Raw genomic sequence first — 15,197 nt, forward strand, 5'->3', positions numbered from 1 at the left:
CCCGCTAGGAAGCGGGCAGCACCCCGGTCCGGTACACCGTCCCCGCGCACGCGTTGGTGATCGTCGCACCCGCCGACGGCGCACCCGCCTCGGCGGTCAGGGAGACCACGACGCTGCCGTCGGCCACGCCGCCGTCCGACCGCTCCAGCTGTGCGTCCATCCCGTCGGGCGTCCCGCCCTCCGGAGTCCCGGTGCCGCCCTCCGAGGGCGTCGGGTTGGGCGAGGGCTCCCCGCCGTCCGACGGACACTTGTCCGACGGCAGCCAGGCGAACCGCACCTCGTACGCCGCGCCGGGCTGCAGCACGAGCGGGCTGGCCTCCTGCGAGGGGTCGGGCAGACCGCTCGCCGCGTCCCCGGCCGTATGGTCGATCACGCCGACCTTCGCCGGGTCGGCCGCGCCCTGCGCCACCGCGCCGACGGCGCCCGCCGCCTCGACCGTGCAGCTGCTGTCCGAGATGTTGGAGACGCGGAAGGAGCCGTACACCGCGCCGTTGGCGTCCGCGGGGTTCGCGCTGCCGGTGGCGCCGAGCTGGGTGGCGTCGCAGACGGGCGAGCTGGCGACCTCGGAGGTGGAGGGGTCGGGCGATCCCGTACCGCCACCGCCCGTGCCGCCCTTCCCCTTGTCGTCCTTCTTGTCCTTCTTGTCCTTCTTGTCCTTGCCCTTGGCCTTGTCGGGCTTCGTTCCGGAGCCCTTCTCGCCGCCGTCGGGCCCCTTGCCCTGGCTGGAGCCGCCCTGCGCGTCCTGGCTGTTGCCCGCGATCGAGGTGCGGTCGTCCGAGTCGCCGCTGGAGTTGGTGACGTGCACCAGGGCGGGGACGGCGGTGCCGATGAAGAGCGCGGCGGCGGCGAGGCCGACGACGGCCTGGCGCTTGCGGGCCCGACGAGCCGGGACCGCCTTCCGCAGGTGGTCGAGGGCGTGCTCGCCCGGCTCGATCTCCTCCACGGCCTGCCGCATCAGGCGCCGCAGCGCGAGCTCGTCGGAGCCGAATTCGCCCTCGGAGCCGAGCCCGCTCCCGTCACCCTGCGTGTCGCCGGAGCCGGTCCCGACCACGGCACGAAGCCGGTCCAGCGACCCGGCCCCACTCGCCCCGGACTCGGGCGTGTGCTCGGGCTCGGGCTCGGGCTCGGACTCAGGCCCTGACTCGGGATCGTCTACGGGACCGTGGTTCACGTCTTCGTTCCTGCCATGCTGCTCAAATCCGCCCTGCTCGTCACGCTTGCGCTCACTCATGCCGGCGCCTCCATGGCGACCCGCAGGGCCGCGATGCCGCGCGAGCCGTACGCCTTCACCGAGCCCAGCGATATGCCGAGCGTCTCGGCGACCTGGGCCTCGGTCATGTCGGCGAAGTAGCGCAGCACGAGGACCTCGCGCTGGCGCCGCTGGAGGCCGCGCATCGCCTTGATCAGCTCGTCGCGCTCCAGCAGGTCATACGCACCCTCCTCCGCGCTCGCCATGTCGGGCATCGGCTTCGAGAGCAGCTTCAGCCCGAGAATGCGCCGACGCAGCGCGGACCGCGAGAGGTTCACGACGGTCTGCCGCAGATAGGCCAGCGTCTTCTCGGGGTCCCGCACCCGCTTGCGCGCCGAGTGCACCCGGATGAACGCCTCCTGCACGACGTCCTCACAAGACGCCGTGTCGTCCAGGAGCAGCGCGGCGAGGCCGAGCAGCGACCTGTAGTGGGCGCGGTAGGTGTCGGTGAGATGGTCGACTGTTGTGCCCGCAGTCATCGTGTCGTCAGCGCCCTCGCGCTGCGCCGGGATGCGGGTTGGTCGCGCTGCGGGCATGGGTGCGATCACCGGCATGCCACCGGTCGCGCGGGGACGGCGAGTGGGGCGCAGTGTCGCCGCGCCCCTCGCCTGTACCGCTGTGAAGTCGAGTACCTCTGCCACGCTTGTTGGACACGCTTCCCCCCATCAGGGTTGTACGCATCCGGGATCGCGTTTGCGGCAGGTCGCGCGGGCACCGCTCGTGACGATGCATCAAATGCCCCCATGCGTACCAGCTCTTCCCCTATGCCCATTTTTCCCGGCGCCCAGGCCGCCCCTGAGGGCGACCGCTAAAGACGTCCCCCCGCCTGTCGCCGGTTGCAGTGATCAGACGGGAATCTTCGAACGCGGAGATGATCCAGTTCAAGGACGCACGACGACCAAGTTGGACACAGAACTTACACAGATCCCACATAGCTCTCGGCTGTGGGGTGGTATGTACCAATACCTTCAAAGATGCCCTCGACCCGTCCCTCGGCGAGGGCCTCAGGCCGTGAACTCCCCGGCCACCAGCTCCGCGATCTGCGCGGTGTTCAGCGCGGCACCCTTGCGCAGGTTGTCGCCGCAGACGAACAGCTCCAGCGCGGTGGGGTCGTCAAGCGACCGCCGCACCCGGCCGACCCAGGTCGGGTCCGTGCCCACCACGTCCGCCGGGGTGGGGAACTCCCCCGCGGCCGGATTGTCGAACAGCACGACGCCCGGCGCGGTGGCCAGGATCTCGCGCGCCCGGTCCACCGTGACCTCGTCCTCGAAGCGTGCGTGGACGGTCAGGGAGTGGGTGGTCACGACGGGCACGCGCACGCACGTGGCGGCGACGCGGAGCCCCGGAAGCCCGAGGATCTTCCGCGACTCGTCCCGTACCTTCATCTCCTCGGACGACCAGCCGTCGTCCCTCAGGGACCCGGCCCACGGGACGACGTTCAGGGCGACGGGCTCGGGGAAGGGCCCGGTGTCGTCGCCGACGGCCCTGCGTACGTCTCCGGGGCTGGTGCCGAGCTCGCTGCCCGCAACCAGCTTCAGCTGCCGCCGCAGCGTGTCCACGCCGTCCCGGCCAGCCCCGCTCACCGCTTGGTACGAGGAGACGATCAGCTCGCGCAGGCCGAACTCGGCGTGCAGCGCGCCGACGGCCACGATCATCGAGAGCGTCGTGCAGTTCGGGTTGGCGACGATGCCGCGCGGCCGCACGCGCGCGGCGTGCGGGTTGACCTCGGGGACGACCAGCGGGACGTCCGGGTCCATCCGGAAGGCGGCGGAGTTGTCGACCACGACGACGCCCTTGGCGGCGGCGACGGGCGCCCACTGCGCGGCCACCTCGTCGGGCACGTCGAACATGGCGACGTCGACCCCGTCGAAGACTTCCTCGGACAGGGCCAGGACCTCGATCTCCTCCCCGCGTACGGCCAGCTTCTTGCCGGCCGAGCGCGGGGAGGCGACGAGTCTGATCTCGCCCCAGATGTCGGCGTGCTGCGACAGGATCTGGAGCATGACGGTGCCGACGGCCCCGGTCGCTCCGACGACCGCGAGCGTCGGCTTGCGGCTCATCGGCCGGTGCCTCCATAGACCACGGCCTCGTCCGTGTCGGAGTCGAGCCCGAAGGCGGTGTGCACGGCGCGCACGGCCTCGGTCACGTCGTCGTCGCGCGTGACGACCGAGATGCGGATCTCGGAGGTCGAGATGAGCTCGATGTTGACGCCCGCGTCGCTGAGCGCCTCGAAGAAGGTCGCGGTGACGCCCGGGTTCGTCTTCATACCGGCGCCGACGAGCGAGATCTTCGCGATCTGGTCGTCGTAGCGCAGCGAGTCGAAACCGACGCTCGCGCGGGTCTTCTCCAGGGCGTCGATGGCCTTGCGGCCCTCGGCCTTGGGAAGCGTGAAGGAGATGTCGGTCAGGCCCGTCGAGGCGGCCGACACGTTCTGCACGACCATGTCGATGTTGACCTCGGCGTCCGCGATGGCGCGGAAGATCGAGGCGGCCTCGCCCGGCTTGTCGGGCACGCCGACGACCGTGATCTTGGCCTCGGAGGTGTCGTGCGCGACACCGGAGATGATGGCCTGCTCCACCTTGCGGTCCCCTTGCGGTTCGTTGCTGACCCACGTGCCCTGAAGCCCCGAGAACGAGGACCGCACGTGGATCGGGATGTTGTAACGACGGGCGTACTCCACACAGCGGTGGAGGAGCACCTTGGAGCCGGAGCTCGCGAGCTCCAGCATGTCCTCGAAGGAGATCCAGTCGATCTTCCGCGCCTTCTTCACCACGCGCGGGTCGGCGGTGAAGACACCGTCGACGTCCGTGTAGATCTCGCAGACCTCTGCGTCGAGCGCGGCGGCGAGGGCGACGGCGGTCGTGTCCGAACCACCACGCCCGAGGGTCGTGATGTTCTTCCCCTCCTGGCTGACGCCCTGGAACCCGGCGACGATGGCGATGTTGCCCTCGTCGACGGAGGTCCGGATGCGGCCCGGAGTGACATCGATGATCCGCGCTTTGTTGTGGACGGAGTCGGTGATGACGCCGGCCTGGCTGCCCGTGAACGACTGGGCCTCGTGGCCCAGGTTTTTGATCGCCATGGCCAGCAGGGCCATGGAGATGCGCTCACCAGCGGTCAGCAGCATGTCGAATTCGCGTCCGGCAGGAATCGGGGATACCTGTCCGGCGAGATCGATCAACTCATCCGTCGTGTCACCCATCGCCGACACCACGACAACGACCTGGTGGCCGTTCTTCTTGGCGTCGACAATTCTCTTGGCGACCCGCTTGATGCCCTCGGCATCGGCTACGGAGGAGCCTCCGTACTTCTGCACGACAAGGCTCACGTGCGCTCCTCGCTCAGTCCGTCTCTTACCGCACTACTGCGGTCGGCTCAGTCTAACGAGCGGCCGAAATTCGCCAGGGCGATATCACATCGTGAGATGTCCCGCTCACAGCTTGATCACCCCGGCATACGGCCCGCTTCCCGGGGCGTACGTTCCGACCGCTCGGCTTGGCACATGCCCGGTTCGGAGCGGGACACTCCGGAAAGTGGGGTGGGTCACAGGTTCTGGCCGGGGCCTCAGGCCGAGTAATCCTTGAGCTTGGCCGTGTCCAGGACGATACCGACGGGGTCCGGAAGCTCGACGGTGTCGCCGAACGCCCGCAGGACGAGGCTGCGGTACCTCCCGTTGTCCGGATCCGCGTACACCCGGACCTCACCCGCGTCCCGGTCGACGAGGAGATACACCGGAATCCCGGAGGCGGCATACCCGTCGGGCTTCTCGACCCGGTCGCGCAGGTCGGCGTCCTGGTCGTAGGAGGTGACCTCCACGGCCATCAGCACACCGGTCGGCTCGGCCCACTGCCCCTGGCCCACGAAGTTCTCGTCCGGCGCCAGCACGCCATCCGGGCGAGCCCGGCCCTTCCGGTAGCCCTCGACCTTGAGCCCCTGCTCGGGAAAGAGGGACAGCTCAGGGCGCTGCTGCATGCAGTACTTGATCAGCCACATGACGATCTGGCCGTGAGAACCGTCCGGCACCGGCTTGACCTGGACCTTTCCGTTGATGAACTCCAACCGCACCGTCTCGGGTGCACGGCTGGCCAGCTCCTCGAATTCCTCGACGGACATCTGAGGCCGGTCAGTGGTCCTGGGGGTCATGGCGTCGCCTCCTTGACTCCATGGTGCCCGGACCGGCACGTCCTGCACGCTCATACGCCGCCCCGCCCCGTCGGCAGTCCGGCGGCCCGGCGCAACTCCGCCACCCTCTCCGTCACGTCCACCACGGCGTCGTCCCCTGCGGGGCGCGGCCTCGCGAGGAACGTGTCCGGGACGTACCCGTCCCGCTCTTCCGGCGGGCAGCAATCGGTGCAGATTCCGTTGATCAGCTCCACTGAGGTGTCGGGCTCCTCGCAGAACGGGCAGATCATCACGGCTCGCGTGACACGGGCGCGGGCCTTGGCGGGGGCCTGGCGTTTGGGGGGCATCTTGGTCTCCAGTCGGCTTCGGGCGAGGCCGCCCGGGTTGGTGACGGTGGGCGGCAGCCCTTGGGTGAGGGCGCGCGTGATGTCCTGCGGGGACGCCCCACGGGCGAGCCATTCCGCTGCGCTGGGCTCCAGCTGTCTGCACTCCGCCTCGGAGAGGGCCATGCGGCGGTCGGCGGTGCGGAGTTGGGCGAGGGTGTGGTGGGCGGTGCTCGGCTCGTCCGCCGGGGGCGCCACCTGCTCTTCCTGCGGCTCCGGCTCGGTGGCCCTGGCCAGGCCCGACTGGTAGGCGTCCGTGACGTCCCGGCCGTGCCGTTCGCGTACGAACTCGGCCCACCACTCGGGAGACTTGGGCTCCGGCGACCAATACGTCCTGGTCACCCAGCGCATCGAGTTGTCCTCGACGGTGATGTGTTCCTTGACCCAGCGGAGGTGGCCTGCCTCGGTGAGGCGCCTGAGAGAGGTACGGACTGCCTGCTGGCCGTAGCGGGGGTGGGCCGCGGCGATGGCTTTGTGGCCCACCGCGGCGCCTTCGGGAAGGTGGTGGAAGAACGTCGCGACCTCGGCGTCGCGGGGCATCAAGTGTGCGAAGTCGGGCTCGGTGTCCGGTTCTTCGTCACCCGCGAGGCGTTTCCCGTAGCCCGATTTGGCCATCGGGTGGGACGGGGAGGGGAGGGCGGCATTAGGGTTGGCGTAAGCCACGTTCGACCTTCGATCGATCGTAGAGCTAGGCCTCGGAGCCGGTGTTGGCGCACCGACCGAGGCCGTTCTATTGCCGCGAACCTAGAGCGGCTTTACGTTCCGACGCAAGCTGACTACGGAACGTCACTCTTGAGGGTGACGGAACCCTCAACTCCCCTTTTGGCCAGGTTGGTTGGGTTCATTTCATCGGTGAACCAGACCCAGGAAAGAGCTCGGGTCCCGGGGCTCAAGCTCCGGGCTGAACTGCGGCGATGAAGGCGGACCAGGCGGGGGCGGAGAGGGTGAGTACGGGGCTGGCGGCGTCTTTTGAGTCGCGGATATGTACGGCGACGGCCGTGGTCGTGCCCGAGTCCAGCGCAACTTCGAGGCAGTTGGCACCCTCGTCATCGCTGTGGCTGGACTTGAACCAGCCGAGGGCGACCTCAAGGCAGGCGTCCCCTTCGGGGCCGCTGTAGCTCGACTTGAACCAGCCGAGGGCGGCTTCGAGGCAAGCACCACCCTCGCCGTCGCTGTAGCTCGACTTGAACCATTCCAGCTCGTCGCTCACAGCTCGTCCACCATCTGCTCTATGAAGCGCACCGAACCCTCACCGCTGAGGGCCTCCGCGCGGATCACGCTAAGCCGCTCCGTGTACGAACTCACCACCTCTACATCGGAAGTGAGCTGACTCACGGATGAGCCGTCCGCATAGGCGAACCGCTCGCGGTCCTGGGTTTCGAGCAGAACCATCTGCCCCATGAGCGCAGAGGACATCGCCCGCCCGTAGGGCAGGACCTGAATGGAGACGTTGTTGCGGCGTCCCATCTCCAACAGGTGCATCAGCTGCTCCTTGTCCACGTGTGGACCATGCAGCACCGGCTCGTACAGAGCGAAGCTGAACGCAGTCAGGGGCTTCTGGTTCAGGAGTTCCGTGCGCTCCAGTCGGCCCGCGACGCGTTCCTCGATGGTCTCGTCGTCCAGCGGCGGCACGAAGGAGCTGATCAGCCTGCGGGCATACGTCTCCGTCTGCAACAGCCCAGGGATCAGCACCACCTCGTACCACCACAAGCTCACTGCCCGCTGCTCGTACTCCATGAAGTCCTGAGCTCGCGGCGGAAACTTCTCCGCCTTCACGTAGTCCTTAGCCGAACTCAGCAGCCCGTCCGCCCCACACATCCCATCGGCCACGTCCAACACCCGAGCCGTCGGCATCCGAACGCCCTGTTCCATGGCCTTGATGGTGTCCGGCGCGTAATTGGCGGCGGCGCCCAGCTCCTCGCGCGTGACGTTCGCCTTCATGCGCCATCGCTTCAGCTGGTTCCCGCTGTACCGCCAGGTCGGGTTGTACTGAACGGACACAGCGACCACCTCCGTCGGATACACGGAGGCGTGTATCCCCTCAGTCACTACCGAGCGTAACCCCGCACTACGCAAGGTGTGACCATGACCAACGCAATTCACTGGCCCGAGTGGGTCCCCGTGGCGGGCCACCAACTCCGGGTGTCGGGAGTCCACTTCGACGCCCTGCGCATCCAGGGCGTACGAGGAGAACAGGTCGCCGCACGGCTGATCGCCGAGGCGGAGGGGGACGCCGGGCCCGTCATCTGCGAGGCGACGGGGTTCCGGTGGATGTACTTCCTGGTGGCGCCGGGCACGGCGAGGGACCACAGCTGGCCGTTGGGCGTGCAGCGGTTCGGCGGGTCGGGATGCCGCACGGTGACGTACATCGGCATCCCCGCGCTGGCCGGGAACACGTGGCCGCTCCAGTGGTACTCGGAGCCGACGCCGACGGCGCCCTACGTCGACCCGGCCCGGCTGCTCACGGCGGTCAGGTCAGCTCCTCCGCAAGGAGGTCCATGAGCAGGGCGTCCTGCCAGGTGCCGGTCTGGTGGTCGCGCGCGTACGACCGCATGATCCCGACGGGCTTGAAGCCGACCTTGCGGTAGCTGTGGATCGCCGCGGCGTTGGCGGCCGCGGGGTCGATGGTGAGCCGGTGATGCCCGCACTCGTGCACGAGCCACCTCGACAGCGTGCGGACCGCGTCGGTACCGAGGCCCTTTCCGTGGTGCCGGGCCGTCAGGAAGATGTCCATGCCCGCGTGACGGAACTCCGGGTCGGTCTCTTCCTCGAACTGGACCGCTCCGATGACTTCGCCCTCGAAGACGACGGCGAGCATGCCGTCGTAGTCATCCGGCGGCGACCACCAAGCCGCAACCTCCGGCTCCCGGACGATCCTGTCCAGAACCTCACCCTCGCCGCCCGCCACGGGCCGCAACACGACCTTGTCCCCGCTCAGCTCCATGCCCTCCATTGTCCCCCTGCGCCGGAGACACCCTCAAAATCAGGACAGACCTACTGGCTCCGCACTGAGGCCGAGTGGCCCCGAGCCAACTGCTCGCGATCCTGACCTGGTCAGCCCCTAAGCTTCCTGAACTTCCAGGCTCCCCGGGCCCTCATCCGTGTAGATCGCAGGTTTCTGCGCACCACCTTCGTCATTGGGTGATCCGCACCCAACACCCGCAAACAGTCAGCCAACACCTGCCGGTACAAGGGGATTGCACGCCTCACATCACCCGCCGATTCATACGCAGCCGCCAGGTTGTTCCGCAACATCAACGTATCCGGATGATCCATACCCAGCACCCGCAAAAAGTCAGCCAACGTCTCCTCATACAAGGAGATCGCACGCCCCACATCACCCGCCGACTCATACGCAGCCGCCAGGTTGTTCCGCGATATCAACGTATCCGGATGGTCCGCACCCAACACCCGCAATCGATCAGCCAACGTCTCCTCATACAAGGAGATCGCACGCCCCACATCACCCGCCGACTCATACGCGGCCGCCAGGTTGTTCCGCGACATCAACGTATCCGGATGGTCCGCACCCAACACCCGCAAACAGTCAGCCAACGTCTCCTCATACAAGGAGATCGCACGCCCCACATCACCCGCCGCCCCATACGCATAGGCCAGGTTGTTCCGCAACATCAACGTATCCGGATGATCCACACCCAGCACCCGCAAAAAGTCAGCCAACGTCTCCTCATACAAGGAGATCGCACGCCCCACATCACCCGCCGACTCATACGCGGCCGCCAGGTTGTTCCGCGACATCAACGTATCCGGATGGTCCGCACCCAACACCCGCAAACAGTCAGCCAACGTCTCCTCATACAAGGGGAGCGCACGCCCCACATCACCGGCCGACTCATACGCAGCCGCCAGGTTGTTCCGCGACGTCAACATGTCCGGATGGTCCGCACCCAACACCCGCAAACAGTCAGCCAACGTCTCCTCATACAAGGGGACTGCACGCCCCACATCACCCGCTGACTCATACGCATAGGCCAGGTTGTTCCGCAACATCAACGTGTCCGAGTGGTCTGCGCCCCACATCCGGATATTCGCTGTCAGCGCCCGGTGGAAGAACTCGATGGCTTTGCGGACCTCACCTTGCTCTTCGAGGTACAACGCAACCTGATTGAGGACAAAGCTACTGATCGCTGTGTCCTCGGCAGGCCTCCACACCTGCAGCAACACCTCGACATGCGGCACGAGTTCCCTCCACCTCGGCCAACCCGCCAAATTTTCCGTAGGGCTGCCTGGGAGCGATTCTGCCATCCAAGCCCCAGCCAGATCACGGGCCTCCTTGATGAGAGATTCGGTGCGGTGCGGGTCGTCCTCCGATGGTGTGCGGGCCACGGTCTGGACCAGGCGGTGAACACCGACCGTCGACCGGTCGAGGGTGATCATGTTGTAGTTGGCGAGCAGAGCCAGGAGCCCGGCCAGGTCTACGGGATTCTCCGCGAGCGGGGCGAAGAGGTCGCGGGGGATGCCCGTCGGTGCGTACCAGGCCGCGACACGCAGGAGGTCCACCGCGCGCGGGTCCCGCTCGTGCAGGACGTCCAGTGTGATGCGCCAGATGCGGGCCATCGTCCGTGCGGGGTCCGAGCCCGGCGGTGCGGCGTCCGTGGTGTGCCTCGCGTACTCGCGGAGCATCTCGCGGTACTCCCCGATCGTGATCGAGGTCTGCGCGATGAAGGCACCCGCCTGCTCCAGGGCGAGGGGCAGGTGGCCGAGTTCCTCGGCCAGAGCGCGGGCCTCCTCCTCGTCGCCACCGTCCGTCAGGCGTGCGAGCAGGTCCAGGGAGGCTTCGGTGTCCAGCACCGGGAGTGGGATGGGGTCGCCCGACCAACCGCCCTTGCAGCGGCTCGTGATCAACTGGCGGCCTGTGGAGCGCAGTTGGCCCGTGACTGTCCGGACGTCCTCCGGCCGCTCCGCGTTGTCGAAGACCAGGAGCCAGCCCGGGTGGGTCTGCAGCCAGCCGATGGCCCACGAGGCGGCCTGCGCCGTGGGCAGGGCGGGGGCCTGGTCTCCGCGGAGGCGCACCGCGAGCGCCGCCAAGCCTGCGTCGATCAGATCGGGCGTGTCCGCGCGGATCCACCACACCAGCCGGTACTCACCCTGGTGGTCGTGGGCGTAGTGCAGCGCCAGCGTCGTCTTACCGACGCCTCCGAGACCGTGCAGGGTCTGCGTGATCGTCTGAGAGTCCTCGGACAGGGCGCGGCCCAGCGCAGCCAGCTCCTCGTCACGGCCGACGAAGATGCGCGAGGGCAGGTCGGGGAGGTTGTGGATGCCTCGGGGTACCTCGACGTCGTAGGCCGTGCGTGGGGGTCCCGCGTCAGCCGCCGCCGTGACGTCCTCCAGGACCAGGTCCCCGCCCGCCGCCTTCACCGCCATCGCGAACCCGGGCCGCGCGGCAAGCGACGCCACGGACACGGCGGTGAGCTGATCGGCCTCGTAATCCCGCGCCCGGTCAGTAGTAACCACACCAACCAGCCGCCCCCGCGCGAACACCGCCGCCCCGGACGTCCCCGCCCAGCGCGACTTGTCGCCCGGCTTGCTGGGGGCAGCAACCCCATCCACGTACACCGTGATGCGCTCACCGCCCGACTTCAGACCGGTCAGTGCCTCGACGTGCCCCCGGATCTCCTTGGTGTCACGGACACCGTCCCGCACCTCCGACCGCGGAAACCCAACGGCCAGGCACCCCAGCCGCTCCTCGACCACAGCGGCATCGATGCGCCCCCACCGCACCGGATCCATCTCGTCCGGCACCGTCCACGCGCCGTCCGTCACCCGGATCAGCGCGACATCAACTTCAGGGTCCTGCTCGCGCTCGGGCCACAACAGCTCAGCCCCGGCCCACCCCTCATCCCGACCCTCCGGATCGAGACGCCGAACCTCCAACTGCCTAGCGCCCAAAGCGTTGTGCAGCGCCGTGAGAACGATCCGGTCCGCAACCAGGAAGCCGGTCCCCGACCGCCTCGCACCCGGGTTCCAGATCTCTACGACCCGACGTACGTCCATGACGTGACCGCCGCCCTACCGAGGGCGCCCATCCACGTCGTCGCCGACCCGCGCGTCCTCACCGGTCGCCGGGTCCACCGGCTGGAGCGTCACCTTGAGCCGGTTCACCGTGACCTTGGAGCGGGACGCCTTGGCCTCGGCACCGAAAGGCAGGACGAGGACCTTCGCCCGAGCCTCACCGTCCTTGCGGACATCGACCGTGAACTCCAACTCGACCGGCCCCGTAAGGAATTGGAGGCCTTGGTCCCGGCCCTCCCGGGCCGCCCGCTGCAGCTCACCTCGGACCGCCCCGATCGCCTCGGCCAGCCCCACCCATGCCTCGTCCGCCATGGCCCCCGCTCCCTAGCGCAGTTGGTGTGACTCAGCGTAGCGCCGGGTCGTCAACTGGGCGGCTTTATAGGGGACTTCTGGTGGACCAGTGCATACGCCTCGGTCGCGCTACGCGCCGCCCGCTGGCGATCCGCCCACTCGGCGTCGGACACGCCGAGCTGGCGCTCACGAATCCGACGCTTCACGTCCGTCCAGCTGCTGTATCGACTCATCACCCGGCGCCCCCGGTTTCCGTGCTCGGTTCAACGAGCGAACGGCGAACGGGAGCCCGGAGTCACGGCTGCGAACCGCGGCACGCGGCACGCATCCCGGAAAGGGCAGAGCCCCGCCCTACTTGACCGTCCTCAACCCCAACGGCCCCGCAATCTCCTCAGCCATGACCTTCCCCGCCGCCTCCTCCAACGCGTCCTCCGTCAGGTCCTCGTCCGTGTCCAGGCCGTCCAGGTCGTCCAGGGGCTGGTTCAGGCGGACGTGGGCCACCAGGGACTGGAGGGCTCGGAGGGCGCCGGAGGCTGTGGAGCCCCAGTTGGAGAAGTAGGAGAACTGCCACCACCAGAGGGCCTCTGTCGTGCGGCCCGCGCGGTAGTGGGCCAGGCCGTGGCAGAGGTCCGCGACCACGTCTGCCAGGTCGTCCGAGATGCGGCAGGCCACGGGGGCCTTGCGGGGCTCGTACGGGTCGAAGACCTCGGAGTAGACGTCGATCGGGTCCAGGAGGGATGCCAGGCGTTCGCGGAGGTCGTCCACGTCCTGCTCCGGGCCCAGGTCCGGCTCGTAGCGCTCCTCGGGGACGATGTCCTCGTGTGCGCCCAGGCGGCCGCCCGCCAGGAGGAGCTGGGAGACCTCCAGGAGGAGGAAGGGGACTGCCGAGTCCGGCTCGTCGCCCTTCGCTACCTCCCTTACCGAGACGATGAAGCTCTCGATCTGGTCGGAGATCTGGACAGCGAAGTCGTCCGGGTTGTCGGTCACGGTGTTCAGCGTGGCGTCAGACATCTAGGAGTCGTCTCCCCTCGAAGGCGCGGCCCAGGGTGACCTCGTCCGCGTATTCCAGATCTCCCCCGACAGGGAGTCCGCTGGCCAGGCGGGTGACCTTCAGGCCCATGGGCTTGATCATGCGCGCGAGGTACGTCGCCGTGGCCTCGCCCTCCAGGTTCGGATCCGTGGCCAGGATCAGTTCCGTGACCGTGCCGTCTGCCAGGCGCGCGAGGAGTTCCCGTATGCGCAGGTCGTCCGGGCCCACCCCCTCGATCGGGCTGATCGCGCCGCCCAGGACGTGGTACTTGCCCCGGAACTCGCGGGTGCGCTCGATTGCTACTACGTCCTTCGGTTCCTCTACGACGCAGATCACCGAAGGGTCGCGGCGCGGGTCCCTGCAGATGTTGCAGAGCTCCTCCTGCGCGACGTTCCCGCAGGTCGCGCAGAAGCGGACCTTGTCCTTCACCTCAAGGAGGGCGTGCGCGAGGCGGCGTACGTCCGTCGGCTCCGTCTGGAGGATGTGGAAGGCGATCCGCTGCGCGCTCTTGGGACCGACGCCGGGCAGCCTGCCCAGCTCGTCGATGAGGTCCTGAACCACGCCTTCGTACACGGAGCGCCTTTCCTGTAGTTCCGTCAGTGCTGCCGAGGATGTCCGGCTTCTACGTACCGTAGTTGGCCGGGGGGTTTCTTAGAAGGGAAGCCCCGGGATGCCGCCACCGCCGCCCAGGCCCTGGGCCAGCGGGCCCAGCTTCTGCTGCTGCAACGCCTGCGCGTTCTCGTTGGCCGCCTGGACCGCCGCGACGACCAGGTCCGCCAGCGTCTCCGTGTCCTCGGGGTCGACCGCCTTCGGGTCGATCACCAGGCCGCGCAGCTCGCCCGAGCCGTTGACCGTCGCCCTGACGAGGCCGCCGCCCGCCTGGCCTTCCACCTCCGTGCGCGCCAGTTCCTCCTGCGCCGCGGCGAGGTCCTGCTGCATCTTCTGGGCCTGCTGGAGCAGCTGCTGCATGTTGGGCTGGCCACCACCGGGGATCACGATCAGCTCCGTTTCGTACGGGTCCGTTTGTACAGGTCCATCTGGCGGGGTTGCCGCCAAGAACGAGCCTACGTGGTCGGCGGGCGCGTCGCCCCAGCACTCTTTCGAGTGAGATCAAGGGAGATCAAGCGACCTCCTATACCTGATCAAGCGGCCCTTCCAGGCGGAAAAGCCGTGAATCCGGGCTCATGGCCACCCATTGGGCGGTAGGACTTAGTGTCGATACGCGTGATCTCGTCAGAGGAGTGCCGGGTGAGCCAGCCGGAGATGCAGCCCGAGGGGGTGCCCCCCGAGGGACAGGGGGCGGGGACCGGGGCGGGGCCGGGGCCGGGTAAGGAGTCGGGGGCCGCTCCGGGGTCGGGGGCTCGGGTCGGGGATCTGACCGGGCGTGCCTTTCCCCTCGGCGACTGGGGCGATCCCGCCGGGCGGCTCGACGAGCTCTACCGCTGGGTGGAGCGGGGCGCCCTGAACACCGCCGAGTGGTATCTCGCCGACCGCGGCAGGAAGCGGCGTGCGGCGCGGCTGCTGCGGGTGGGCGCCGCGCTGGGCGCCGTGGGCGCCGGGGCGCTGCCGCTGCTCGATCTGGCGGGAGTGGGAGCGGGAGTGGGAGTGGGGGCGGGGGCGGGAGCCACGGGAGGTGTCGCCGGGTGGGGGTTCGTTTCGCTGCTCGTCGGGGTCGCGTGCGTGGGGTGCGACCGGTTCTTCGGGCTCACGTCCGGGTGGATGCGGGACGTGGCGACCGCGCAGGCCGTGCAGCGGCGGCTGCAGGTGCTGCAGTTCGACTGGGCCTCGGAGAGCGTGCGGGAGGTCCTCGGGCCCACGGAGGGCACCGCGGGGGAGGCCGCCGAGCGGTGCCTCGGGGTGCTGCGGAAGTTCACCGACGACGTGACGGAGCTCGTCCGGGCGGAGACCTCGGACTGGATGGTGGAGTTCCGGGCCGGGCCCGTGCCGCTCGCCATGCAGGCGATGGTGCCGAGCGGGTCGCCCCGGGAGGCACCGGCCTCCCCCGGGCGGTTTCCGCTGCCGCCCGGGGCCCGGCCGAACATGCCCCGGCAGCGGCCGCCCGAGCCCCGGTGAACCAGAAGTGCGCCTA

Annotated in this window: 16 protein-coding genes; 2 read left to right on the forward strand and 14 right to left on the reverse strand. The window is 68.6% G+C overall.

Annotation, left to right across the window (positions count from 1 at the left end; translation table 11 throughout):
• Positions 1–4: 4 nt before the first annotated feature.
• From ABZV77_RS24150 to ABZV77_RS24185, 8 genes are all read right to left on the reverse strand, one after another.
• Positions 5–1,231 carry a hypothetical protein gene (locus tag ABZV77_RS24150; RefSeq protein ID WP_356260461.1) on the reverse strand — a complete coding sequence of 409 codons (1,227 nt, stop codon included), beginning with the start codon at positions 1,229–1,231 and terminating at the stop codon, positions 5–7.
• Complete coding sequence (locus ABZV77_RS24155; RefSeq protein WP_356260463.1) at positions 1,228–1,890, reverse strand: SigE family RNA polymerase sigma factor; 663 nt, start codon at positions 1,888–1,890, stop codon at positions 1,228–1,230. The genes ABZV77_RS24150 and ABZV77_RS24155 overlap by 4 nt, the downstream gene beginning before the upstream one ends.
• Before the next feature lie 363 nt (positions 1,891–2,253).
• A complete protein-coding gene (locus ABZV77_RS24160; RefSeq protein ID WP_356260466.1) occupies positions 2,254–3,309 on the reverse strand; it encodes an aspartate-semialdehyde dehydrogenase in 1,056 nt (351 codons plus the stop codon).
• The gene (locus tag ABZV77_RS24165) at positions 3,306–4,577 is read right to left on the reverse strand and encodes an aspartate kinase (RefSeq protein WP_356260468.1); all 1,272 of its coding nucleotides are present in this window, start codon (positions 4,575–4,577) and stop codon (positions 3,306–3,308) included. The genes ABZV77_RS24160 and ABZV77_RS24165 overlap by 4 nt, the downstream gene beginning before the upstream one ends.
• A 236-nt stretch (positions 4,578–4,813) precedes the next feature.
• Entirely contained in the window at positions 4,814–5,392 is a 579-nt protein-coding gene (locus tag ABZV77_RS24170; RefSeq protein WP_356260470.1) for a Uma2 family endonuclease, read from the reverse strand.
• Between the two features lie 50 nt (positions 5,393–5,442).
• Positions 5,443–6,369: a hypothetical protein gene (locus ABZV77_RS24175; RefSeq protein WP_356260473.1), complete on the reverse strand. Its 927-nt coding sequence runs from the start codon at positions 6,367–6,369 to the stop codon at positions 5,443–5,445.
• A gap of 274 nt (positions 6,370–6,643) precedes the next feature.
• Positions 6,644–6,964 carry a DUF397 domain-containing protein gene (locus ABZV77_RS24180; protein ID WP_356260475.1) on the reverse strand — a complete coding sequence of 107 codons (321 nt, stop codon included), beginning with the start codon at positions 6,962–6,964 and terminating at the stop codon, positions 6,644–6,646.
• Positions 6,961–7,779, reverse strand: a complete 819-nt coding sequence (locus ABZV77_RS24185) for a helix-turn-helix transcriptional regulator (RefSeq protein ID WP_356260477.1) — start codon at positions 7,777–7,779, stop codon at positions 6,961–6,963. Before ABZV77_RS24185 ends, ABZV77_RS24180 begins: the two co-directional genes overlap by 4 nt.
• Positions 7,780–7,833: 54 nt before the next feature.
• Between ABZV77_RS24185 and ABZV77_RS24190 the strand changes: the two genes are divergently transcribed.
• Entirely contained in the window at positions 7,834–8,256 is a 423-nt protein-coding gene (locus tag ABZV77_RS24190; protein WP_356260480.1) for a hypothetical protein, read from the forward strand.
• Here ABZV77_RS24190 and aac(6') read toward each other — a convergent pair.
• From aac(6') to ABZV77_RS24220, 6 genes are all read right to left on the reverse strand, one after another.
• Entirely contained in the window at positions 8,225–8,698 is a 474-nt protein-coding gene (aac(6'), locus tag ABZV77_RS24195) for an aminoglycoside 6'-N-acetyltransferase (protein WP_356260483.1), read from the reverse strand. The genes ABZV77_RS24190 and aac(6') overlap by 32 nt on opposite strands.
• Positions 8,699–8,808: 110 nt before the next feature.
• Positions 8,809–11,769 carry an FxSxx-COOH system tetratricopeptide repeat protein gene (gene fxsT / locus ABZV77_RS24200; protein WP_356260486.1) on the reverse strand — a complete coding sequence of 987 codons (2,961 nt, stop codon included), beginning with the start codon at positions 11,767–11,769 and terminating at the stop codon, positions 8,809–8,811.
• A 15-nt stretch (positions 11,770–11,784) separates the two neighbouring features.
• Complete coding sequence (locus ABZV77_RS24205; RefSeq protein ID WP_356260489.1) at positions 11,785–12,099, reverse strand: trypco2 family protein; 315 nt, start codon at positions 12,097–12,099, stop codon at positions 11,785–11,787.
• 330 nt (positions 12,100–12,429) lie between these two features.
• Entirely contained in the window at positions 12,430–13,089 is a 660-nt protein-coding gene (locus tag ABZV77_RS24210) for a DUF5063 domain-containing protein (protein WP_356260492.1), read from the reverse strand.
• Positions 13,082–13,681 carry a recombination mediator RecR gene (gene recR / locus ABZV77_RS24215; protein WP_268772516.1) on the reverse strand — a complete coding sequence of 200 codons (600 nt, stop codon included), beginning with the start codon at positions 13,679–13,681 and terminating at the stop codon, positions 13,082–13,084. The genes ABZV77_RS24210 and recR overlap by 8 nt, the downstream gene beginning before the upstream one ends.
• A gap of 78 nt (positions 13,682–13,759) precedes the next feature.
• Complete coding sequence (locus tag ABZV77_RS24220; RefSeq protein WP_356260495.1) at positions 13,760–14,104, reverse strand: YbaB/EbfC family nucleoid-associated protein; 345 nt, start codon at positions 14,102–14,104, stop codon at positions 13,760–13,762.
• Positions 14,105–14,356: 252 nt separating this feature from the next.
• Here ABZV77_RS24220 and ABZV77_RS24225 point away from each other — a divergent pair, with 252 nt between their 5' ends.
• Positions 14,357–15,181 carry an SLATT domain-containing protein gene (locus ABZV77_RS24225; protein WP_356260497.1) on the forward strand — a complete coding sequence of 275 codons (825 nt, stop codon included), beginning with the start codon at positions 14,357–14,359 and terminating at the stop codon, positions 15,179–15,181.
• Positions 15,182–15,197: the final 16 nt, after the last annotated feature.

The organism is Streptomyces sp. NPDC004732 (genome assembly GCF_040609235.1).
Classification (GTDB): domain Bacteria; phylum Actinomycetota; class Actinomycetes; order Streptomycetales; family Streptomycetaceae; genus Streptomyces.